Origin of the sequence: Salinihabitans flavidus (assembly GCF_900110425.1) — a bacterium.
Lineage (GTDB): Bacteria > Pseudomonadota > Alphaproteobacteria > Rhodobacterales > Rhodobacteraceae > Salinihabitans > Salinihabitans flavidus.
Genome location: NZ_FODS01000008.1, coordinates 57,142 through 77,280, shown reverse-complemented (window position 1 = coordinate 77,280; position 20,139 = coordinate 57,142). Strand labels below are relative to the sequence as shown.

Below are 20,139 nucleotides of genomic sequence, written 5' to 3'. Positions count from 1 at the left end.
CTAGGCGCACGATTTGATCTGGATCAACTATATTCATTATTTGGAATACATCTTTCCAGATTCACCACGCGATCCGCTGCATCCGTTTCGGCGCTGCGATGCGAGGCGGTCAGGATCGCCGCGTGGGGGAGAAAATCTCGGATACCGTTCAGAACCTGCCGCGCAAGCGCATCGTCAAGCCCCTCCGTCGGCTCATCGAGCAACAGGACATCTGGACGCCGCAGCAGAGCACGGGCAAGCGCGAGCCGCCGCGCCTCCCCGCCGGAAAGCCCGCGCCCGCCTTCGCCGAGCGTCGCGTCAAGCCCGCCGCGCCCTTCCAGAACCCCATCGAGTCGCACTGCGCGCAGGGCGTCCCACATGGCCGCGTCGTCCAGATCGTCCCCGGCGAGGGAAAGGTTGTCCCGGATCGCTCCGCCGATCAGCGCAGATCGTTGGGCCACAAGCGTCAAGCGCTCGCGCAAGGCATGCCCGGGCCAGTCCTCGAGATCGAGCCCCAGAACGCAGATACCCCCCTCCGATACTGCGACCAGCCCGGCAATCGCATCAAGAAGCGTGCTCTTGCCCATCCCGCTCACCCCCAGAAGGGCAACCGTCTCACCGCGCCTTAGATCAAGGTCGAGACCTGTCAGCAAGGGATCGGCCCGCCCCGCCCGCGCAATGGCGATCCCCCGCAGGCAAAGCCCCGCTTCGGGATCGGGCTGCCCCGGCGGACTGGTGGCCTCTTCCGGCGCGGACGGCCGCGCATCCTCGAAAACCCGGTCCGCCGCGTCCCGAATCCGCCCCAGTTCGGCCAGCCCCCGCCGCAGCGGCAGAACACTCTCCCCCAGCGCCAGCGCGACAAACACACCGAGCGCGGCCAGCGCGGGCGAAACATCCCCCTGCCCGACCAGCACGCCCGACAGAAGCAGTGTCGCCCCTGTCACCAGCGTGATCAGCCCCGTCAGCGCCAGCGCTCCGTCGCGGTCCAGGCGGTCCAGCCTCTTCTGCGCTGAGCAGAGCTTCGCCTCGACGTCGTTCATCCGGCCCCGAACCGACGGCAACCGCGCCTGCAACAGCACGTCGCGCTGCCCCCGGAACAGGCCGATCGCCTCCCGTGCGAGATCCTGAATCCGGCGTTCCGCCTCGGCCGACGGGGCAAACCCGCGCCGCGCGACCCGCCACAGGATGACCGCGGCCCCGAGGGAATAGCCCCCCGCGATGGTGAGCGCGACCGGAAGCGAACTCAGCCAGGCCAGAACCGCGAAAACCCCGACATGCGTCAGCGCCCCGGCCATCAGCGGCAGCACCAGACGCAGGACGAGACCGTCAAGCGCGTCCACATCCGCCGTGATCCGGGTCAGCTCCACCGCCCCCCGAAGCCGGCGCAACTTCGGCACCGGCCAGCGTTCAAGCCGCCGCATCAGCACCACGCGCAACCGCGTGAGCGCGCGCAGGGTGGCATCATGGGTCAGAAGCCGCTCGGCATAGCGCGCCCCGGCCCGCCCCAGCGCCAGAAAACGCACCCCCGCGCTGGGGCGGAAAACGTCAAAAGCAATACCGATGCCCGCCAGCCCCGCCGCGCCCGTCGCGGTGATGAACCAGCCCGACAGGCCCAGCAGCGCCGCCCCCATCGCCAAGACCGCCACCGCCGCCGCCGCACCGCGCGTCATCGCCCAAGGGTCCGCCGACCACAAGAGCCGGGTGGCGCGCCAGAGGCGGCTCATTCCGAAGGCTCCAGATGCACGGTCCGGTCCATCGCCGCCATCAGCGCCGGATCATGGGTCGCCACGATCAGCGTGCGCCCCCCGGCCACCGCCGCCCGCAGCGCCTCGATGATGAGCGCCGCGCTCCGCGCGTCAAGATCCGCCGTCGGCTCATCGGCCAGGATCACATCCGCACCGCTCAGAAAGGCCCGCGCCAGCGCAAGGCGCCGCATCTCCCCGCCGGACACGCCCGCCCCCGCCTCACCAAGCCGTGTGGCAAGGCCATCGGGCAGGGCGCGCAGGATACCGTCCGCATGGGCCTGCGCCAGCGCCGGTGCCGGATCGGCCACCGTGCCATGCGGGTCGAGAAACTCCGCCAGCGTCAGATCGGGCACATGCATGATCTGCGGCACCAGCGCGCAGCGCGCGCGCCAGTGGTCCGCCGTCGCCTCGTCCAGCACCCGGCCGGCCACCCGTACCTCGCCCCGCTCGGCTCGCACCAGCCCGGCGACCAGATCGAGAAGCGTGGATTTCCCGGTCCCGCTCGGCCCGGCGACGGCAAGGCTCTGCCCCGGCCCCACTTCCACATCCGGAAGGCGCAGGACGCGCGCCCCGCGGCGCACGAACGCGCCGCTGACGCGCACGCACGCGGGGCCGTCCAGCGCCGGGGCGACCTGCGCCGCGCCGAAAATACCCTCGGGGCGGCTGCGCTCCAGCCGGTCGAGATCTGCAAGCACCGCGTCGGCGGCGGCCTTGTCGTGCCAACTGCTCGCCAGATCGCGCAGATACTGGAAGAATTCAGGCGTCAGAAGCAGGATGAACACGCCCTGAAAGATCGTCAGCGGCGCGCCCCATGTGCCTATGGTGATCTCTCCCAGAAGCGAGAACCCCACGTAAACGGCGACCATCGCCACCCCGATGGCGGCAAACAACTCCAGCACGGTGGACGACAGGAAGGCCACCCGCAGGACCGCCATGGTGCGGCTCCGCAGCCGGTCCGCCGCCATCTCGAACACCCGCCGCGACCGCCCCGCCCCATTCAGCAAGAGCACATCCGGCAGCGCCGCGATACGGTCGATCAACAGCGCGTTCATATCACCGATTTCGGCCATCTGGCGCTCGCTGGCCTCCTTGGCGGCCAGACCGACAAGCGCCATGAACACCGGGATCAGCGGACCGGAGACCAGAAGCACCAGCCCCGCCGCCCAGGACTGGCTGAACACCAGAGCAAGAAGAACGAGCGGCAGCACCCGCACCTTGTGCATCGCCGGACGGTACCGGGTGACATAGGGGGCCAGCAGCGGGATCTTCTGCGTCAGCAGCGCCGCAATCTCCGCCGAGGACACGTCGTCCCGCAGCACATGCGCCTCGGCGCTCAGCACCTTGTCGCGCGCCTCCCGCTCGATCCGGTTGGCCACGCGAAAGGCGATCCCCCCCGCACGGTGGTCAAGAAGCGCCCGGAGCAGCCCGGCAAGCAGGAACACCACCGCAAAAACCGCTGTCAGCTCCGGCGCGCCATGTACCCAGCCAGAGATCGCCCCGGCAATCGCCGCCGCCTGCACCGGCCACAGAAGACCCGCCCCAAAGTTCAGCGCGCCCACCCGCCGCAGCGAACGGTGATCGTCCTTGGTCAATGGCAAGACGGGCCGTTCCGCATCGGGCATATGGGATCGCTTTTCGGGCCGGGGGTCGTGATCTGCTTGCCGCCCTTAAACCACGACCCGGCAGCCCCCGCCAAGTGTGGCATAGTTGTCGCCCGGCGCCGGCCTCTGGCCTCTGTCCCTACAACAATGCAGTGGCAACCGCCGGAACCGTCGCAACGAGGATCAGAACCACCAGCATCACCGCGATGAAGGGCAAGGTGGCGGCAAATATCTTCTCCACCGGCACCGAGGCATCGTCGAGCGTATTGTGTACCGTGAAGACCGATATCCCGAACGGCGGTGTCAGAAGCCCGATTTCAACCGCGATCACCGTGACGATGCCGAACTGCATCAGGTCTATCCCGAGGCTCTGGGCGATCGGCGCGGCAATCGGCACCATGATCAGAAGGATCGACGTGCTGTCCAGAATCATCCCCATCAGCAGAATGATCACCGCGTAGAGAAACAGGAACCCCATCGGGCTGAAGCCACCGCTCTGAACCAGATCGGCGATCGCATTGGGCAACCCCGCAATCGACAGCATCCGCGAATAGAAGCTGGCCGCGATCAGCAGCAGCAGGATCGACACGGAAATCGTGCCGGTCTGCTTCATCACTTCCCATAGCCGGTGACGGTTCAGCCTGCGCTTGACCAGCGCCACCACAAGCGCGCCGAACGCACCGACGCCGCCCGCTTCGGTCGGGGTGAAATACCCGCTGTAAAGCCCGCCCAGAACAAGGATCACCAGCAGGACGATCGGCACCAGCTTGGCCATCATCACCCTCAGAGGCATCCGCTCTCCATCGCGCTGCAACCGGCGCGAGCGGGCGGCCTCGGCGTCGCTGAACACGAAATTCGGAAACAGAAGGGTGATCAGCATCAGCATCACGACGAAACCAAGCGCCAGCAGAATGCCCGGAATGATCCCGGCAACGAACATGCCGCCAATCGACACCTCGGCCAGAACGCCATAGATGATCAGAAGCAGGCTCGGCGGGATCAGCATACCCAGAACCGAACTGCCCGCCACCGTGCCGGCGCTGAATGCCGGCCGGTAGCCGTGGCGCGTCATCTCGGGCACCGCGACGCGGGTAAACACCGCCGCCGAGGCGATGGAAACGCCCGTGACCGCCGCGAAGATCGTGTTCGCCGCCACCGTGGCGACCCCAAGCCCGCAGAGCATCCGGTGCAGCAGCTCTTCGGCCACCTCGAAGGTATCGCGCCCGACGTTCGACACGCTGACGATCAGCCCCATCAGAACGAAAAGCGGAATGGTGGCGAACAGGTAATCGGCAATCCCGCTGTAGGCCGTCAACTCCAGCATGCGGAAGGCAAGGCCGATACTGTCGCGGATCAGCCAGATCCCCAGAAACGCGATGCTGAACAGCGCATAGGCGATCTGCATCCCGATCAGGACCATGACGATCAGCAGCCCGATCAGAAGAAATCCAATGGTGAGCGTTGTCATCTGTCGGCGCTCCGAAAGTGTCTGATCGTTTCGGAGGTGCGGTAAAGACAGGCCAGCACCGCGATCCCGGCCCCGATCACCGTGATGGCGCGAAACGGAAAGGTCGGGATGGTAAAGACGCCTTGCACACCGAAATACTCGGCGCTCGTCCAGCTCACCAGCGTCTTGGACCACGACGCCCAGACGATCAGCGCGAAAACCAGCGCCCCGGTCAGCGCAAAGACCGTTTCCAGCGTCTGCACCGCTTCGGGACGCCAGCGTCCGATCCGGCGGATCAGGAAATCGGCGCGCGTCAGGCGCCCCTGCATGATCGCCGCGGACACCTGGAGAAACACGATCGCCACGACCGACCGCCCGGCAATCTCCGACACGCCGGTGATCGGCGCATTGAGAAAGTTGCGGCCCAGCACGTCGGCCACGATCAGCAACATCAAAAGCCCGATCCAGATCGTTCCAACCGAAGACAGGAACGCCGCAACAAGCCCGAGGGTCGCCCCCACCGGCGCCTGCGAAAAGGGCGGAAGGCCCGACCCGCCGTTGGTGCTCTGTTCAGTCATCCCTTGCCCGTCTCCCTTGCAACATCGCACCCGCCGGGCCGAAACCGGGCGGGCGCATTCGTCATTCAGGCCGATGGATCAGAGTCCCTCGTCCCAGTTGCGCAGCGGCGTGACCCCGCGCTCTCGCAGCGCGTCGAAATAGGCCCTCAGCACGACCTTACCATCTTCGCCGGTCTGCTCCAGCCACGGCTCCACGATATTGGGAAGCCCTTCGACCCAGGCGGTCTTCTCGGCCTCGGGCAGCTCATGGATGGTCAGCCCCGCCTCCTGCATCTCGTCAAGCGCGCGGTTGGCAAGCTGTTCGACATAATCGCCGTGCGCCACAGATGTGGCCTGCGCCGCCTGCCGGAAGGCCGACTGCACCGGCTCCGGCAGCCCGTCGAAGAAATCCATGTTCGCCGCGATCCCGCCGAAATACATCGACCCGATCCCGACGCGCGTCAGCTCCGGCGCGACCTCGTAGACACGGGTCGGCAGGATGCCCGACGCGAACGACAGCGTGCCTTCCGTCACCCCGGTCTGGATATTGGTGTAGTAGGTGGTCAGCGCCCCGTCGACCGGCGTGGCCCCCGTCCCGCGCAGCCAGTTGGCCGAGGTGCCCGGCGCGTTCAGCTTGCGGTTCTGAAGATCGTCGAGCGTATTGACCGGGAAGGTGGCGTAAATGTCATAGCTGTCGGTGATCAGCGACGACAGGTGCACCATGTTGTTCTCCGCCCAGCTGTCGCGCAACTCCGGCAGCTCCTCGCTCAACTCGTCGAAGATCTCGATGATCAGCTTGTGATCGGGCGTGGCGAAGGGCGTGAAATAGGTCACGTTCTGCAAGGGCATTGTGGACCCTTCCCAGACGGTGCCGACCATCCCGACATCCACGATCCCGTCCATCACCACCTCGCGCGTGTCGGTGAACTTGTAAAGCGTGCCGCCGTAGGCTTCGTTCCAGTTCACCTCATACTCGCCCGATTCCGCCAGAATCCGGTCCACCTCCGGCTGAAAGGTGTTCTTCATGGCATAGACCCAGATGTTCGCCTCCGGGTGGCTGGAGCCGATGTTGACCGTCACGCTCTGCTGCGCGGCGGCCCAGCCGCCGGCAAAGACCGCCAGTGCGGTGGCGGCGGTAAGGGTTGCATGTTTCATTCGTCGTCCTCCCTGAGTTCGGACCCCTCCTCCGGGGCCCAGTGGTTTCAATCCGTAATCCGTCCCAGTGCGCGCAGGATGCGCTCCGGCGTGAACGGCATCGCCGTGACCTGCCCGCCCAGCGGGCGCAGCGCATCGTTGATCGCGTTCATCACCGCAGCCGGGGCCCCGGCGGTGCCCGCCTCGCCCGCGCCCTTGGCGCCAAGCTCGCTTTCCATCGTGGGGGTCTCGACATGGCCCACGACCATGTCAGGCATCTCGGCGGCCATCGGCACGAGATAATCGGCCATCGACCCGTTCAGAAGCTGCCCCTCCGCGTCATAGTGAATCTCTTCGAACAGCGCCCCGCCAAGACCCTGCACGATACCGCCCCGGATCTGCTCATCCACAAGTTGCGGATTGATGATTCGTCCGCAATCCTCCACGCACCAATGCTTCAGAAGCGTCACGATCCCGGTCTCGGTATCGACTTCGAGATAGGACGCCTGCACCCCGTTGGTGAAGGCGAAGGGATAATCGGACGTGATGAAATGCCGGGTCTGCACCAATTCGCGCGGCACCCCCTTTGGAAGCGTGTCGCCCCGGAAATAGACGATGCGCCCCAACTCCTCCAGCGGCATCCGCACCTCGCCGGACGCGGCGTCCACCACCTGACCGTCGCGGATGTCCAACGCCTCGGCCGGGCTTTGCAACATCGCGCCCGCGACCTCAAGGATCGCCCCCCGAAGCGCCCGCGCCGATTGCAGCGCCGCCTCGCCGCCGATACCCGCGCCGCGCGAGGCCCATGTGCCCCCGCCATAGGGCGTCACCTGCGTATCGCCGGTGATCACCCGCACGCGGTCGGGGCTGACCCCGACGCCTTCGGCCACGATCTGCGACAGCATCGCCTCGGTGCCCTGCCCCTGTTCGGTGACACCCGACAGCGCCACAAGCGATCCGTCCGGGTCCATCCGCACGGTGCAGCCATCCTGCGCCGAGATGCGCGCGCCCCCGATCCCGTACATGAACGGCGACGGGTTGGTCAGCTCGATGAAACTGGCGATGCCGATGCCGCGATGTATGCCCTTGCCCCGCAAGGCGGCCTGCTCCGCGCGCAGCCCGTCATAGTCCATCAACTCCAGCAGCTTGTTCAGGCTGGCGTGATGCGACAGCCCCTCGAACTTCATCTTCGCCGGTGATGTCACCGGATAGACGTCATCGGCATACATGTTCCGCCGGCGGATCTCGACCGGGTCCATGCCCAGCTCGGCCGCCGCCAGATCGACAAGCCCCTCCGTCACCGCCACGGCGATGGGATGGCCCACGGCGCGATACTGGCAGGTCGGCGTCTTGTTCTGGAACACGACAGTGGTCTGCGCCCGGTAATTGGCAAAATCATAGGGGCCCCCGCAGAGGTTGACCACCTGGTTGCCCTCGATCGCCGAGGTGCGCGGATAGACCGAATAGGCCCCGATCGCGGTCCAGTCGTCCACATCGATGGCAAGGATCCTGCCCTCGGCGTCCACCGCGATCTTCGCCTCGATCTCGTGATCGCGGGCGTGAATGTCGGTGCTGAAACTCTCAAGCCGGTCGGCCACGAATTTCACCGGGCGCTCCATGATCTTCGAGATCGCCGCTGTCGCCACCTCGTCGGGATAGACATGCACCTTGATCCCGTAAGAGCCGCCCACATCGTCGCAGATGACCCGCACCCGCCCTTCCGGCAGGCCCAGATGCGTCGCCAGAACCGTCTGGATCATATGCGGCGCCTGCGTCGCGTTCCACGTGGTCAGCTGCTGCTCGGCGGGGTTCCAGTCGGCAAGGATGGAGCGCGGCTCGAGCGTCACGCCGGTGTGGCGCGCGGTCTTGAACCGGGCCGACACCACCTTGTGCGCGGTGGCCATGACCCCATCGACATCGCCTTCCTCGTGCAGGCGGCGAAACGCGAGGTTGTCGCCCATATCCGCGTGCAGCACCGGCGTGTCGGCGTCCAGCGCGCTCATCATGTCGGTGACGACTGGCAGCGGGTCATAGTCCACATCGACCAGCGCGGCGGCCTCTTCGGCGGCGGCGCGCGATGTGGCGACCACCGCGACCACGGGCTCGCCGACCCAGCAGGCCCGGTCCACCGCCAGCGCGTGCTGCGGCGGCGACTTCAATCCCTTGAGATGCGCCAGAACCCCCACCCACGGTGTGCAGACCTCCGCGATCTCCGCGCCGGTGAAGATGCGCAACACCCCCTTGACCTCTTTCGCGCCGGCGGTGTCGATCGCGCCGATGGTCGCATGGGCGTGCGGGCTGCGCACAAAGGCGACATGCGCCATGCGCGGCAGCACGATATCGTCCACGTATTTGCCCCGCCCCTGCACGAGGCGCGGCGCGTTGGGCCGCGGCACCGTCTTGCCGATATAGCTGTTGGGACGGTCGGGATTGCCAAAGGAAATGGTCATGCGGCCCCCTTTTCGGCGCGCGCGCGCGCCACGCTTTCGACCGCATCCACGATCGCCTCGTATCCCGTGCACCGGCAGTAATTGCCCGACAGGTGTTCGCGGATCTCGGCCCGCTCCGGCACGCCGCCGCGATTGAGAAGCTCCTCGATCGAGGTCAGCATCCCCGGCGTGCAATAGCCGCACTGAAGCGCATTGCGCGCCACGAAGGCGTCCTGCAAATCGCGGATCACACCGCTTTGCGTCAGCCCCTCCAGCGTCCAGACCTCCGCCCCGTCGGCCTGCGCCGCCAGCATGAGGCAGCCGCGCACGGCCTCGCCATCCACTTTCACCGTGCAGGCGCCGCACACCCCGTGCTCGCACCCCGCGTGCGATCCCGTCAGCCCCAGATCGAGACGCAGGAAATCCACCAGATGACGGCCGGCAGGCACCCGCGCCTCCACGGGCTCACCGTTCACCGTCAACGCGATGTCGATACGGTCGCGGAAGGCATCGCTCATGATTGCTCTCCTTCAAGGTCTGAAAGCGCGCGGCGCAACAGCACCCCGGCCAGATGGCGGCGATAGGCGGCGCTGGCCTGCGTGTCGCCGGGCGGGTCGATCTCGCCCGACAGGGCGGCAACCGCGCCGTCGATATCTCCGTGATCGAGCTTTTCCATCGCGCCGCGCGCCAGAATCGGGCACGGGCCCACACCGAAGGCCGCAAGGCGATGCCCCGCCGTCCGGCGTAGAAGGCAAAGCCCGGCCAGCGCGTAATCGCCCGACCGCCGCGCGGCCTCACGCAGGACATGCCGCTCCCCGTCCTGCGCCACCGGCACGCTGATCCCGGTCAGGATCTCGCCCTCCTCGATGGCAGTCTCGAAAACCCCGAGGAAGAAATCCTCCGCCGCCACGTCGCGGCGCCCGTCCGGCCCGTCGAGGTGAAGAACCGCCTCAAGCGCCAGCACGCAGGCGGGAAACTCCGCCGCCGGATCGGCATGCGCGAGCGATCCGCCGATGGTGCCCCGGTTGCGAATCGCCGAATGCGCGATATGCCCGACCGCCCGGGTCAGCAGCGGCGCATGACGCGCGATCAGGGCGTCGCGCCCGATCTCGGCATGGCGCGTCAATGCCCCGATCCGCAGCCAGCCGCCGTCAAGCGCGACCCCACGCAGCTCTGCGATGCGGGAAATATCCACCAGCAAATCGCCACTGGTCAGCCGCATGTTCATCGCGGCGATCAGACTCTGACCGCCCGCAAGCACACGCCCCATCCCGTCCGCCTGCCCCAGCAGGTCAAGCGCGTGACGCAAATCCCGGGCCTGGGCATAGCCGCCCGCCAAAGCCTTCATGGCAAAATCCTCCCGTTCACCGCCCTCTCCCCAGGGCGCTTGCTGATCAGTCGATCAACCTTATTGATCAGATGATCTATTATTTAGATGATATTGCAAGTAGAATTTTTCCGGCAGTTGCCGTTAGAGATACGCATATGACCGATAGAGCCACACAGACCCCGCCCGACGCGCCGGAACGCCGCCGGCTTCCCCCCGCCGAACGCCGCCGCCAGATCGTCGAGGGCGCGGTGACCTTTTTCGCCGATGTCGGACTGGACGGGACAACCCGTGACCTCGCCCGCAGGCTGGGCATCACGCAGTCGCTTTTATTCAATTATTTCAGCAACAAGGCAGAGATACTGGAGGCGGTCTACGAGCACGTCTACCTTGACCGGCTCTCCGACGACTGGCCGCATTTCCTGACCGACAGATCGCACCCCCTGCGCGCGCGAATTCTGACGTTCTACCGCGAATACAGCCGGCTGATCTTCGAATACAACTGGATGCGGATCTTCATGTTCTCGGGTCTGGCGGGGGCCGAGTTGAACCGCCGCTACCTGCATCATCTAGGCACGGTGATTCTCCGGCCCCTGCTGGAAGAACTCCACGCCAGCGCCCCTGGCCCGGCGCTGCCGCAGATGGAGGACATCTGGAACTTGCACGGCGGGATCGTCTACATCGGAATCCGGCGCCACATCTACCAGATGCCCACCCCCGAAGACCCGACAGAGGCGATAGAGCGCGCGGTCGACCGTTTCCTGGGCTCCTACGGATTGGGCTGATCCGGCCCATCGTCATCGGGGTCCGCCTGTCCGATCCCCTTGAACACCGCCTTGAAAGGCAGCACCCAGAGGATGCCCAGCCCGACATAAATCCCCAGTTCCACAAGCAGGGACGGCCGGTCGAGCAGACCCACCAGCGTCGCCGCCACCACGATATAGACCGGCAGCCCGATCAGCAGGATCACCAGCGACCACCGCCGCCGCGCCTTGTAGCTCAGTGCCACGCGCCTCCCCCCTCTCATGCCGGACATAACCGGGCGCCCCCGGTGGTCAACCCCCGCCCCTCAGTCCGAGAACGGATCGGTCACGAGGATCGTGTCCTCCCGCTCCGGCGAGGTGGACAGAAGCGCCACGGGGCAATCGATCAGCTCCTCGACCCGGCGCACGTATTTGATCGCATTCGCCGGAAGCTCCGCCCAGCTGCGCGCGCCCTCGGTGCTCTCGCTCCAGCCCGGCATCTCCTCGTAAATCGGCACGCAGCGCACCTGCTGGTCCGCCGCCGTCGGCAGATAGTCGAGCCGCGCCCCGTCCAGATCATAGCCCACGCAGATCTTCAGCGTCTCGAACCCGTCCAGCACGTCCAGCTTGGTCAGCGCGATTCCGTTCACCCCGCTGGTGGCGCAGGTCTGGCGCACAAGGCAGGCATCGAACCAGCCGCAGCGCCGCTTGCGTCCGGTGGTGGTGCCGAATTCATGCCCCCGCTCGCCCAGCCGCTGCCCGTCGTCGTCGTCAAGCTCTGTCGGAAACGGCCCCTCGCCCACGCGGGTGGTATAGGCTTTCACGATCCCCAGAACGAAATCGATCGCCCCCGGCCCGATCCCGGTGCCCGTCGCCGCCTGCCCCGCGATCACGTTCGACGAGGTGACGAACGGGTATGTGCCGAAATCAATATCCAGAAGCGCGCCCTGCGCCCCCTCGAACAGGATACGCTTGCCGGCCTTGCGCTTTTCGTTCAGCACTTTCCACACCGGCGCCGCATAGGGCAGGATCTCCGGGGCGATCTTCTTGAGCCCGGCGATAAGCGCGGCGCGGTCCACCGGCTCAAGGCCCAGCCCCCGGCGCAGCGCGTCGTGATGCGCCAGCGCCCGGTCCACCCGCCGCTCCAGCGTCTCGTCGTCGGCCAGGTCGGCCACCCGGATCGACCGGCGCCCCACCTTGTCCTCATAGGCCGGGCCGATCCCGCGCCCGGTGGTGCCGATACGGGCCACGCCGACCGCCTCTTCGCGCGCGCGGTCCAACTCGCCGTGAATCGGCAGGATCAGCGGCGTATTCTCCGCGATCATGAGCGTTTCGGGGCTGATCGTAACCCCCTGCCCGCGCATCGTCTCGATCTCGCCCACAAGATGCCAGGGGTCCAGCACGACCCCGTTGCCGATCACCGAAAGCTTGCCGCCGCGCACCACGCCCGAGGGCAGCGCATGCAGTTTGTAGACCGCCCCGTCGATAACAAGCGTATGGCCCGCGTTATGCCCGCCCTGAAACCGCGCGATCACATCGGCCCGCTCGCTGAGCCAGTCGACGATCTTGCCCTTTCCCTCGTCGCCCCACTGGGCGCCCACGACGACAACATTGGCCATGTCCGGTTCCTTGCCTTGCCAAACCCGCGCCCTTGTAGCGATCTTGCCCTGCCGGTGAAACCGCAAATTCATGCCGGGCACTGGACAGGCACCGCCCTTTTGCGCCAATACGGGCCATGGTTTTTCCCGGGGGGGTATGAATGGGGTTTTTCCTGCGCTGGCTTTTCGCATTCGGGTTGCTCTCGACCACCTTCAACCCGACGGACTGGAACTATATCCGCTGGTCCGCCGTGAACTATACAGAGGAGCTGCCCCTGACCGTGCTTCTGGGGCTGCTGCTGATGATCGGCTACATCATCTACCTGCGCGCCACGCTGCGCTCGATCGGCGGTTTCGGCATGTTTCTGGTGCTCTCGCTGGTCGCCGCGCTGCTCTGGGTGCTTTACGACTACGGTCTGCTGACACTCGGCAACCGCGAGATGAACACATGGCTGGGCATTTTCGCGCTGTCGCTGGTGCTCGGCATCGGCCTGAGCTGGAGCCACGTGCGCCGCCGGCTCTCGGGGCAGGCCGACATGGACGACGTGGACGAATAACGCCGCCGCCGCGCGCAAGCACGCCGCCCCCCGGACGCGCCGGGGGGACGCGATCAACCCGTTTCGTAACCCGATCTTCACACTCTCGCGCCGAACGCCCCGTTAACCGGGCAGGATCCCGACACCGCCACCGACGCGATACCGACGTTTTACCGACAGGGGTTTTTCTTCATAATCAGGGGATTAACCCGATTCGCGCAATTTCACCGGCGTGCCGTGCGGGGTCGACAGATACGCTTCCTCCCAGGCTGCACGCATCGCCTCCACCGCCCCCGACGCCGCGATCCCCTTTTCGGCCAGGACCGCCTCCAGCGCCTCAAGCCATGCGGCAAAGTAATCCTCCCCGCCGTTGAGCTCTTTCGCCAGCCCATGCCGCGCCAGCGTGGCGCCGAAAACCTGCGTCCACTCGGGCCATGAAAACAGCCCCGCCTCGTTCAAAGAGACAGTGATTGCAAAGACTTGCGCGTGCCACGGCGCCTCGAAAACCGGCTCCGGCGCATCGCTCATGCCTCCGGCTCCAGATAGCTTTCCCAAAGGTCGAGCGTCACCGTGTCGCCGGGGTGCTCCGCCCGTCCCCAAAGCTCCCGCGCGGCAAAGCGCACGGCGTAAAGCGGCTCCGGCGCCTCGCCCAGATCATGCGCATGGCTGTCGGGCAGAACATGCGCCCCGTGGCAGATCACCACCTCCCCCGCGCAGCCCGCCGCATAGGACGGTAGCCGCGTATGCCCCTGATCCACCAGGATATTTCGTGCCGGTCTCCGCGTTCTCACCCGCTCTCCGACGGCAAATCGCGGGGGCGCCTCGATGCTACGCCCACTCGGCCCGCCCCGCGCCAGCGCCGCAGCCACATCATCCGCCCTGAGCGCCCGATCCGCCGCCTCGGAGGCTCCCGCCGCCGCGCCCCGTCGCAACTCTTCCTCGCTCACGAGCCCGCGCTCCACCAACAGGTCCGCAAGCGCCGCGATCCATTTCTCGTAGTAGGAAAAATTCATGTAATCGCGGGGGCTTAGCCGCTCCCGCGCATGGCGCGAGATATCAATGTTCCACGCCCCGAGCGCCCCCGCCGCCAGCGTGAGCGCCAGCGCCCGCCCGTGCCAGTCCCGCGCATAGATCGCGTTATCGGCCGGGTTCACCGCGCCATCCCCGATCCGCCCGCCCATGTCATGCAGCCGGCTCATGCCCCGGCCTCCGGCTCCAGATAGCTTTCCCACAGGTCGAGCGTCACTGCGTCGTCGGGATTCTCCGCCCGTCCCCATAGTTCCCGCGCGGCAAAGCGCACAGAATACAAAGGCTCCGCCGCCTCGCCCAGATCATGCGCATTGCTGTCGGGCAGAACATGCGCCCCGTGGCAATTGACCACCTCGCCGACGCAGCCCGCCGCATAGGACGGCAGCCGCGTATGCCCCTGATCCACTAGGATATTTCGCGCCGGTCTCCGCGTTCTCACCCGCTCACCGTTGGCAAATCGCGCAGGCGCCTTCAGGCTGCGTTCGCTCGGCGCGCCCGACGCCGCCATCGCCCCCACATCCCCCGGTTTCAGCATCCTGTCCGCCAACCCGGACACGCCCGCCGCCGCGCCCCGGCGCAGCTCCGCCTCGCTCACAAGCCCGCGCGCCACCAGAAGATCGGCCAGCGACGCGAGCCACTTCTCGAAATAGGAGAAATTCATGTAATCGTGGGGGATGAGCCGCTCTCCTGCATGGCGCGAGCTATCGATACTCCATGTCCCAAGCTCCTCAGTCGCCATCGTCAGCGCCAGCGCACGCCCCTGCCAATCCTGAGTATACGGGGTATCGTCCGCCGGGTTCACCGCGCCATCCCCGATGCGCCCGCCCATGTCATGCAGCCGGCTCATACTCACGTCCCCGGCTCCCGCGCCAGCCCGGTGCCCACCATGCTGTCGCGCGTCACCAGCCGCGCCAGCGCCTCCACCGGCCAGCCCTCGGTGCCCGCAGGCCGTTCCGGCAGCACGAGATAGCGCATCTCGGCCGTCGAATCCCAGACCCGCACCGCCTTGCCCTCCGGCAGGCGCACCCCGAACTCCGCAAGCACCGCGCGCGGGGCGCGGACCGCCCGCGCACGGTAGGCGTCGGACTTGTACCACCCTGGCGGGATACCCAGCAAAGGCCAAGGATAACAGGAACATAGCGTGCAGACGATCATGTTGTGCACCGCGGCCGTGTTCTCGACCACGGTGACATGCTCCCCCTGCCGTCCATAATAGCCTAGCTCCTGCAAGAACGGCACCGGATCGCTCAGCAGCCGTGCCTTCACCCCGGGATCGCTCCAGGCCATCGCCACAACCCGCGCGCCGTTCTGCGGACCGATCCGGTTCTGATAAATGTCTATGATCTCGTCGAGCGCGGCCGGATCGACCAGCCCCTTGCCGACAAGGATCGTCTCAAGCGCCTTCACCCGCAACGCGGGGTCGGGCGGCAACAGGGCGTGGGGATGGTCATGATCATGTGGCATGGGACCACCCTGCCGCGACACCGGGCCCAAGTCCAGATCCCCGCTGCCTCTTTTCGGGTGAAATACCTCGGGGTCCGGGGCAGAGCCCAGGGGCCTGAGCGGCCTGAGCGCCAGGAAAAACGGCGTGCGCGGCACGCGCACTCCTGCCGGTCACGGCCCTGCCCCTGAAACCGCCTTGCCCCGTCGGCCAAACTTCCCTACACAGCGCGCTGATATATCCAACACTGGCGAACTGACGGGTCCCCATGGAAAATGTAGTCCTCATCATCCACCTTCTTCTCGCGCTGGCGCTGATCGGCATCGTGCTCATGCAGCGCTCCGAAGGCGGGGGACTTGGCATTGGCGGCGGGGGCGGCGGCGCCGCGACCGGGCGCTCCGCATCAACCGCCCTGGGCAAGCTGACCTGGGTTCTCGCCATCGCCTTCATCTGCACCTCGATCGCGCTGACGATCATGGCGGCGCAGAAATCGGCGGGCTCGTCCGTGGTGGACAGGCTGCGCGACGCCCCCGCCGCGCAAGAGGGCGACACCGCCCCGCCCGCCTCCGATCTGCTCCCGCCGAGCGAAGGCGACGACACGCCGCTCGTTCCACGCGCCGACTGATCGCCACCATAGCTTGAGCAACCTTTCAGGGCCGCAACAGCATCTTGCGGTCCGGTTGCCAAGGTCATGCGAATCCTGTATGTCTCAAATCCCGTGATGCTGCGTCGTTTCACTGGCGCGGGGCGAGCAGAAACACGACAATCACGGGGGTTGCCAGCCGATGGCACGGTTCATTTTCATTACGGGTGGCGTCGTTTCCTCGCTGGGCAAGGGGCTTGCCTCCGCCGCGCTCGGCGCGCTTCTGCAGGCGCGCGGCTACACCGTCCGCCTGCGCAAGCTCGACCCCTATCTCAACGTCGATCCCGGCACCATGTCCCCGTTCGAACATGGCGAGGTGTTCGTCACCGATGACGGCGCGGAAACCGATCTTGATCTGGGCCATTACGAGCGGTTCACCGGCGTGCCCGCCCGGATGACCGATTCCGTCTCCTCGGGCCGTATCTATATGAACGTGCTGGAAAAAGAGCGTCGCGGCGACTACCTCGGCAAGACCATTCAGGTCATTCCGCACGTCACCAACGAGATCAAGGATTTCCTGTCTATCGGCGAGGACGAGGTCGATTTCATGCTCTGCGAGATCGGCGGCACCGTGGGCGACATCGAGGGGCTGCCCTTCTTCGAGGCGATCCGCCAGTTTTCTCAGGACAAGCCGCGCGGACAGTGCATCTTCATCCACCTCACGCTTCTGCCCTTCATCGCCGCCGCCGGAGAACTGAAGACCAAGCCGACCCAGCACAGCGTCAAGGAACTGCGCTCCATCGGCATCGCGCCCGACATCCTCGTATGCCGCTCCGAAAGCCCGATTCCGCAAAAGGAACGCGACAAGCTCGCGCTTTTCTGCAATGTGCGCCCCGACGCGGTGATTGCCGCGCTCGATCTCAAGTCGATCTACGAGGCGCCGCTGGCCTATCACCGCGAAGGGCTCGATCAGGCGGTGCTCGACGCCTTCGGCATCGCCCCGGCCCCGAAACCCAACCTCACACGCTGGGACGACGTGGCCGACCGGATCTACAACCCCGAAGGCACCGTGAAGGTCGCCATTGTCGGCAAATACACCCAACTCGAGGACGCCTATAAGTCCATCGCGGAGGCGCTCACTCACGGCGGCATGTCCAACCGTGTGAAGGTCAAGGTGGAATGGGTCGATGCCGAGATTTTCGACACCGAGGATCCCGCCCCCTATCTCGAAGGCTTCGACGCCATTCTCGTGCCCGGCGGCTTCGGAGAGCGCGGCACTGAAGGCAAGATCAAGGCCGCCCAGTTCGCCCGCGAACGCAAGGTGCCCTATCTCGGGATCTGCCTCGGGATGCAGATGGCGGTGATCGAGGCGGCGCGCAACCTCGCCGGCCTGCACGACGCCGGCTCCGAGGAATTCGACCATGAAGCCGGGGAGAAGCGCTTCACGCCTGTCGTGTATCATCTCAAGGAATGGGTGCGGGGCAATCACACCGTGGAACGCTCCCTGCGCGATGACAAGGGCGGCACCATGCGCCTCGGCGCCTATGACGCGATCCTGAAAGAGGGCAGCCGCGTGGCCGGGATCTATGGCAGCACGCGGGTCGACGAACGCCACCGCCACCGCTACGAGGTGGACATCAAGTTCCGCGAGAAGCTCGAGGAAGCGGGCATGGTGTTTTCCGGCATGTCCCCCGACGGCCGCCTTCCCGAGATCGTCGAATGGCCCGATCATCCGTGGTTCATCGGCGTGCAGTTTCACCCGGAACTGAAATCCAAACCCTTCGATCCGCATCCGCTCTTCCGCGACTTCATCCGCGCGGCCAAGGACAACTCGCGCCTCGTCTGATCCGCCGCACCGGCTTTGCCGCGCCCATAAGGCGGGACAAGGCGCGCCCTGTGTGCACGCAAGCGCACTCCATCCGGAAAATGCCGGCCCGGCACCCGCGCGGGATGACATTTTCCGCGCGCCCGCTATCGTGGAGTCGGACGGAATGACACAACAACGGAGCGCGCAATGCCCAAAGGCTACTGGATCGGTCGCATCGACGTGGATGACCCCGAAACCTACAAGGATTACGTGGCCGCCAACGCCGCGCCCTTTGCCGAGTACGGCGCGCGCTTTCTCGTGCGCGGCGGGCCGTTCGAACTTGCCGAAGGCACCGCCCGGGCCCGGAATGTCGTGATCGAATTCCCCTCCTATCAGGCCGCGCTCGAGTGCTATCATTCGGACGGGTATCAGGCGGCCAAGGCGATCCGCGATCCGGTCTCGACCGGCGACATCGTCATTGTCGAAGGCTATGACGGCTGATGTGGGAGGGTTTGCTCAATCGTCTGCGCGGACACAACCCCGCCCCGGCCCTGCCCGAACCCGATCACCAGCTCGCGCTTGGTGCGCTTCTGGTGCGGGTGGCCAAGTCCGACCGGCACTATGACGCCACCGAGATCGGTGAGATCGACCGCATTCTCGCCGCCTCCTTCAACCTCAAGCCGGTCGAGGCCGCCAGAATGCGCGCCACCTGCGAAAAGCTGGAAAAACAGGCTCCCGGCACGGCCGATTTCGCGCGAATCATCGTGCAGACCGTGGATTACCCCCACCGGCTCGACATGGTGCACGCGCTCTGGCGGGTGATCATGGCCGACGGGATGGATACTCCCGAAGAGGACGCCACCCTGCACGAGATCGAACGCGCGCTTGCCATCGACCCCGGGGATAGCCCTGTCCCCCGCTGACCTTCGCTCGGCGGGGCGCTCTGGTGCCCTGCCCCTCTGGCACTTTGCCTCTCCCTGACCTAGATTGATCCCATGTTCGCGAATTTTCTCAAACGGCTCACCGCCCCCGAAACCCAAACGCTTCCCGACGGTGACGCGCGGCTGGCGCTCACCGCGCTTCTGGTGCGCATTGCCCGCTCCGACGGTCACTACGATCTGCAAGAGGCCGACCGGATCGAGCGAATACTCGTCACGCGCTACGGGCTCTCACAGACCGATGCCCTGAGTTTGCGCAATGACGGCGAGACGCTGGAATCCGAGGCCCCCGATACCGTCCGCTTCACCCGCGCCATCAAGGACAAGGTCCCCCATGAGGAACGGGTGGCGGTGATCGAAACGCTCTGGGCGGTGGTGCTGGCCGACGGAGAGCGCGATTCGCACGAGGATGCGATCGTCCGCCTCGCCGCCAACCTGCTGGGCATCAACGACCGCGACAGCAACCTTGCGCGCAAGCGGGTCGAAGACGAGGGATGATCGCGCAGCTCGCGATGTATGACAGGCCCGAAACCGCCGCCGCGACGGATCGCTTCTGGGCCGCCATTCGCGGGCATCTGGGCGAGGGGCCGGAGCGGCTTGACCGCGACACCCCCCTCTGGGAGGCATGGCAAAGCCCCGATCTGCTGCTGGCGCAGACCTGCGGCCTGCCCTTCCGTAGCCGCCTTCACCCCCGCGTCACGCTTGTGGCCACCCCCGACCACGGGCTGCCGGGCTGCCCGCCGGGGCACTACACTTCCGTCTTCGTGGCGCACCGCACCCGCGCGGACGCGGCGCTTGCCGATTTTGCGGGCGCGCGCTTTGCCTATAACGAGGCGCTGTCGCATTCGGGCTGGGCCGCGCCGCGCACGCATATGGACGCCGCCGGGCTACGCATGGGGACGCTTGTGCCCACCGGCGCGCACCGCGCCTCGGCACGGGCGGTCGCCGAGGGGCGCGCCGATCTGGCCGGGCTCGATGCGCTGACATGGGAGATGATCCGCCGCCACGACGATTTTGCCGCCGATCTGGTGGAGATCGCGCGCACCGATCCCACCCCGGCGCTGCCCTATATCACCGCGCGCAACCGGGACCCGGAGCCACTGCGCACCGCGCTCTCTGCCGCCGTGGATACGCTGTCGCCGGCTGACCGGGACACCTTGCACCTGCGCGCCATCGTGACGATCCCCGCGTCCACCTATCTGGCCGTGCCGACCCCGCCCGCCCCATAGGCGCCCCGCGCGCAAC

General features: G+C 66.4%; 22 protein-coding genes. 8 read left to right on the top strand and 14 right to left on the bottom strand.

What is annotated here, in order from left to right:
* Positions 1 to 23: 23 nt before the first annotated feature.
* The 8 genes from BMW66_RS08800 to BMW66_RS08765 form a co-directional block, all read right to left on the bottom strand.
* Positions 24 to 1,703 (bottom strand): amino acid ABC transporter ATP-binding/permease protein, encoded by a 1,680-nt coding sequence (locus BMW66_RS08800; protein ID WP_093117554.1) that lies wholly within the window; start codon positions 1,701 to 1,703, stop codon positions 24 to 26.
* Positions 1,700 to 3,346, bottom strand: a complete 1,647-nt coding sequence (gene cydD, locus BMW66_RS08795; RefSeq protein ID WP_093117552.1) for a thiol reductant ABC exporter subunit CydD — start codon at positions 3,344 to 3,346, stop codon at positions 1,700 to 1,702. The genes BMW66_RS08800 and cydD overlap by 4 nt, the downstream gene beginning before the upstream one ends.
* A 118-nt stretch (positions 3,347 to 3,464) precedes the next feature.
* Positions 3,465 to 4,793, bottom strand: a complete 1,329-nt coding sequence (locus tag BMW66_RS08790) for a TRAP transporter large permease (protein ID WP_093117550.1) — start codon at positions 4,791 to 4,793, stop codon at positions 3,465 to 3,467.
* The gene (locus tag BMW66_RS08785) at positions 4,790 to 5,350 is read right to left on the bottom strand and encodes a TRAP transporter small permease subunit (protein ID WP_093117548.1); all 561 of its coding nucleotides are present in this window, start codon (positions 5,348 to 5,350) and stop codon (positions 4,790 to 4,792) included. The genes BMW66_RS08790 and BMW66_RS08785 overlap by 4 nt, the downstream gene beginning before the upstream one ends.
* A 78-nt stretch (positions 5,351 to 5,428) precedes the next feature.
* Positions 5,429 to 6,484 (bottom strand): C4-dicarboxylate TRAP transporter substrate-binding protein, encoded by a 1,056-nt coding sequence (locus BMW66_RS08780; protein ID WP_093117546.1) that lies wholly within the window; start codon positions 6,482 to 6,484, stop codon positions 5,429 to 5,431.
* A gap of 47 nt (positions 6,485 to 6,531) precedes the next feature.
* Positions 6,532 to 8,913 (bottom strand): xanthine dehydrogenase family protein molybdopterin-binding subunit, encoded by a 2,382-nt coding sequence (locus tag BMW66_RS08775; protein WP_093117544.1) that lies wholly within the window; start codon positions 8,911 to 8,913, stop codon positions 6,532 to 6,534.
* Positions 8,910 to 9,410, bottom strand: coding sequence for a (2Fe-2S)-binding protein (locus BMW66_RS08770; protein WP_093117542.1), 501 nt, complete (start codon positions 9,408 to 9,410; stop codon positions 8,910 to 8,912). The genes BMW66_RS08775 and BMW66_RS08770 overlap by 4 nt, the downstream gene beginning before the upstream one ends.
* A complete protein-coding gene (locus BMW66_RS08765) occupies positions 9,407 to 10,240 on the bottom strand; it encodes an FAD binding domain-containing protein (RefSeq protein ID WP_093117540.1) in 834 nt (277 codons plus the stop codon). Before BMW66_RS08765 ends, BMW66_RS08770 begins: the two co-directional genes overlap by 4 nt.
* A 137-nt stretch (positions 10,241 to 10,377) precedes the next feature.
* Between BMW66_RS08765 and BMW66_RS08760 the strand changes: the two genes are divergently transcribed.
* Positions 10,378 to 11,004, top strand: coding sequence for a TetR/AcrR family transcriptional regulator (locus BMW66_RS08760; RefSeq protein WP_093117538.1), 627 nt, complete (start codon positions 10,378 to 10,380; stop codon positions 11,002 to 11,004).
* Here the strand turns inward: BMW66_RS08760 and BMW66_RS08755 are convergent.
* A complete protein-coding gene (locus tag BMW66_RS08755) occupies positions 10,989 to 11,228 on the bottom strand; it encodes a DUF2842 domain-containing protein (protein WP_245729411.1) in 240 nt (79 codons plus the stop codon). The genes BMW66_RS08760 and BMW66_RS08755 overlap by 16 nt on opposite strands.
* A 60-nt stretch (positions 11,229 to 11,288) precedes the next feature.
* Positions 11,289 to 12,581, bottom strand: a complete 1,293-nt coding sequence (locus tag BMW66_RS08750; RefSeq protein ID WP_093117657.1) for an adenylosuccinate synthase — start codon at positions 12,579 to 12,581, stop codon at positions 11,289 to 11,291.
* 140 nt (positions 12,582 to 12,721) lie between these two features.
* Here BMW66_RS08750 and BMW66_RS08745 point away from each other — a divergent pair, with 140 nt between their 5' ends.
* Positions 12,722 to 13,117: a DUF6524 family protein gene (locus BMW66_RS08745; RefSeq protein ID WP_093117536.1), complete on the top strand. Its 396-nt coding sequence runs from the start codon at positions 12,722 to 12,724 to the stop codon at positions 13,115 to 13,117.
* Positions 13,118 to 13,300: 183 nt separating this feature from the next.
* Here BMW66_RS08745 and BMW66_RS08740 read toward each other — a convergent pair whose 3' ends face one another.
* From BMW66_RS08740 to nthA, 4 genes are read right to left on the bottom strand one after another with little or no spacing between them, the layout of a single operon-like run.
* Positions 13,301 to 13,624: a nitrile hydratase accessory protein gene (locus BMW66_RS08740; RefSeq protein WP_245729409.1), complete on the bottom strand. Its 324-nt coding sequence runs from the start codon at positions 13,622 to 13,624 to the stop codon at positions 13,301 to 13,303.
* Positions 13,621 to 14,295 carry a nitrile hydratase subunit beta gene (gene nthB, locus BMW66_RS08735; protein WP_093117532.1) on the bottom strand — a complete coding sequence of 225 codons (675 nt, stop codon included), beginning with the start codon at positions 14,293 to 14,295 and terminating at the stop codon, positions 13,621 to 13,623. The genes BMW66_RS08740 and nthB (BMW66_RS08735) overlap by 4 nt, the downstream gene beginning before the upstream one ends.
* Positions 14,292 to 14,972 carry a nitrile hydratase subunit beta gene (gene nthB / locus BMW66_RS08730; protein ID WP_093117530.1) on the bottom strand — a complete coding sequence of 227 codons (681 nt, stop codon included), beginning with the start codon at positions 14,970 to 14,972 and terminating at the stop codon, positions 14,292 to 14,294. Before nthB (BMW66_RS08730) ends, nthB (BMW66_RS08735) begins: the two co-directional genes overlap by 4 nt.
* 2 nt (positions 14,973 to 14,974) lie before the next feature.
* The gene (gene nthA / locus BMW66_RS08725; protein WP_093117528.1) at positions 14,975 to 15,589 is read right to left on the bottom strand and encodes a nitrile hydratase subunit alpha; all 615 of its coding nucleotides are present in this window, start codon (positions 15,587 to 15,589) and stop codon (positions 14,975 to 14,977) included.
* A gap of 245 nt (positions 15,590 to 15,834) precedes the next feature.
* Between nthA and secG the strand changes: the two genes are divergently transcribed.
* The 6 genes from secG (at position 15,835) to BMW66_RS08695 (ending at position 20,123) form a co-directional block, all read left to right on the top strand.
* On the top strand, positions 15,835 to 16,191 hold the full coding sequence (secG, locus tag BMW66_RS08720; RefSeq protein ID WP_093117526.1) for a preprotein translocase subunit SecG: 357 nt from the start codon (positions 15,835 to 15,837) through the stop codon (positions 16,189 to 16,191).
* Positions 16,192 to 16,351: 160 nt separating this feature from the next.
* Positions 16,352 to 17,995 carry a CTP synthase gene (locus BMW66_RS08715; protein WP_093117524.1) on the top strand — a complete coding sequence of 548 codons (1,644 nt, stop codon included), beginning with the start codon at positions 16,352 to 16,354 and terminating at the stop codon, positions 17,993 to 17,995.
* Between the two features lie 168 nt (positions 17,996 to 18,163).
* The gene (locus BMW66_RS08710; protein ID WP_093117522.1) at positions 18,164 to 18,457 is read left to right on the top strand and encodes a DUF1330 domain-containing protein; all 294 of its coding nucleotides are present in this window, start codon (positions 18,164 to 18,166) and stop codon (positions 18,455 to 18,457) included.
* Positions 18,457 to 18,879: a tellurite resistance TerB family protein gene (locus BMW66_RS08705; RefSeq protein WP_093117520.1), complete on the top strand. Its 423-nt coding sequence runs from the start codon at positions 18,457 to 18,459 to the stop codon at positions 18,877 to 18,879. Before BMW66_RS08710 ends, BMW66_RS08705 begins: the two co-directional genes overlap by 1 nt.
* A gap of 72 nt (positions 18,880 to 18,951) precedes the next feature.
* Positions 18,952 to 19,392, top strand: coding sequence for a tellurite resistance TerB family protein (locus tag BMW66_RS08700; protein ID WP_093117518.1), 441 nt, complete (start codon positions 18,952 to 18,954; stop codon positions 19,390 to 19,392).
* Positions 19,389 to 20,123, top strand: a complete 735-nt coding sequence (locus BMW66_RS08695; protein WP_093117516.1) for a phosphate/phosphite/phosphonate ABC transporter substrate-binding protein — start codon at positions 19,389 to 19,391, stop codon at positions 20,121 to 20,123. Before BMW66_RS08700 ends, BMW66_RS08695 begins: the two co-directional genes overlap by 4 nt.
* Positions 20,124 to 20,139 lie beyond the last annotated feature (16 nt).

What these genes read in the sequence shown, in the direction of transcription:
- BMW66_RS08800 (WP_093117554.1), bottom strand. Translation starts at nt 1,703, where the DNA reads ATGAGCCGCCTCTGGCGCGCCACCCGGCTCTTGTGGTCGGCGGACCCT.
- cydD (WP_093117552.1), bottom strand. Translation starts at nt 3,346, where the DNA reads ATGCCCGATGCGGAACGGCCCGTCTTGCCATTGACCAAGGACGATCAC.
- BMW66_RS08790 (WP_093117550.1), bottom strand. Translation starts at nt 4,793, where the DNA reads ATGACAACGCTCACCATTGGATTTCTTCTGATCGGGCTGCTGATCGTC.
- BMW66_RS08785 (WP_093117548.1), bottom strand. Translation starts at nt 5,350, where the DNA reads ATGACTGAACAGAGCACCAACGGCGGGTCGGGCCTTCCGCCCTTTTCG.
- BMW66_RS08780 (WP_093117546.1), bottom strand. Translation starts at nt 6,484, where the DNA reads ATGAAACATGCAACCCTTACCGCCGCCACCGCACTGGCGGTCTTTGCC.
- BMW66_RS08775 (WP_093117544.1), bottom strand. Translation starts at nt 8,913, where the DNA reads ATGACCATTTCCTTTGGCAATCCCGACCGTCCCAACAGCTATATCGGC.
- BMW66_RS08770 (WP_093117542.1), bottom strand. Translation starts at nt 9,410, where the DNA reads ATGAGCGATGCCTTCCGCGACCGTATCGACATCGCGTTGACGGTGAAC.
- BMW66_RS08765 (WP_093117540.1), bottom strand. Translation starts at nt 10,240, where the DNA reads ATGAAGGCTTTGGCGGGCGGCTATGCCCAGGCCCGGGATTTGCGTCAC.
- BMW66_RS08760 (WP_093117538.1), top strand. Translation starts at nt 10,378, where the DNA reads ATGACCGATAGAGCCACACAGACCCCGCCCGACGCGCCGGAACGCCGC.
- BMW66_RS08750 (WP_093117657.1), bottom strand. Translation starts at nt 12,581, where the DNA reads ATGGCCAATGTTGTCGTCGTGGGCGCCCAGTGGGGCGACGAGGGAAAG.
- BMW66_RS08745 (WP_093117536.1), top strand. Translation starts at nt 12,722, where the DNA reads ATGGGGTTTTTCCTGCGCTGGCTTTTCGCATTCGGGTTGCTCTCGACC.
- BMW66_RS08740 (WP_245729409.1), bottom strand. Translation starts at nt 13,624, where the DNA reads ATGAGCGATGCGCCGGAGCCGGTTTTCGAGGCGCCGTGGCACGCGCAA.
- nthB (WP_093117532.1), bottom strand. Translation starts at nt 14,295, where the DNA reads ATGAGCCGGCTGCATGACATGGGCGGGCGGATCGGGGATGGCGCGGTG.
- nthB (WP_093117530.1), bottom strand. Translation starts at nt 14,972, where the DNA reads ATGAGCCGGCTGCATGACATGGGCGGGCGCATCGGGGATGGCGCGGTG.
- nthA (WP_093117528.1), bottom strand. Translation starts at nt 15,589, where the DNA reads ATGCCACATGATCATGACCATCCCCACGCCCTGTTGCCGCCCGACCCC.
- secG (WP_093117526.1), top strand. Translation starts at nt 15,835, where the DNA reads ATGGAAAATGTAGTCCTCATCATCCACCTTCTTCTCGCGCTGGCGCTG.
- BMW66_RS08715 (WP_093117524.1), top strand. Translation starts at nt 16,352, where the DNA reads ATGGCACGGTTCATTTTCATTACGGGTGGCGTCGTTTCCTCGCTGGGC.
- BMW66_RS08710 (WP_093117522.1), top strand. Translation starts at nt 18,164, where the DNA reads ATGCCCAAAGGCTACTGGATCGGTCGCATCGACGTGGATGACCCCGAA.
- BMW66_RS08705 (WP_093117520.1), top strand. Translation starts at nt 18,457, where the DNA reads ATGTGGGAGGGTTTGCTCAATCGTCTGCGCGGACACAACCCCGCCCCG.
- BMW66_RS08700 (WP_093117518.1), top strand. Translation starts at nt 18,952, where the DNA reads ATGTTCGCGAATTTTCTCAAACGGCTCACCGCCCCCGAAACCCAAACG.
- BMW66_RS08695 (WP_093117516.1), top strand. Translation starts at nt 19,389, where the DNA reads ATGATCGCGCAGCTCGCGATGTATGACAGGCCCGAAACCGCCGCCGCG.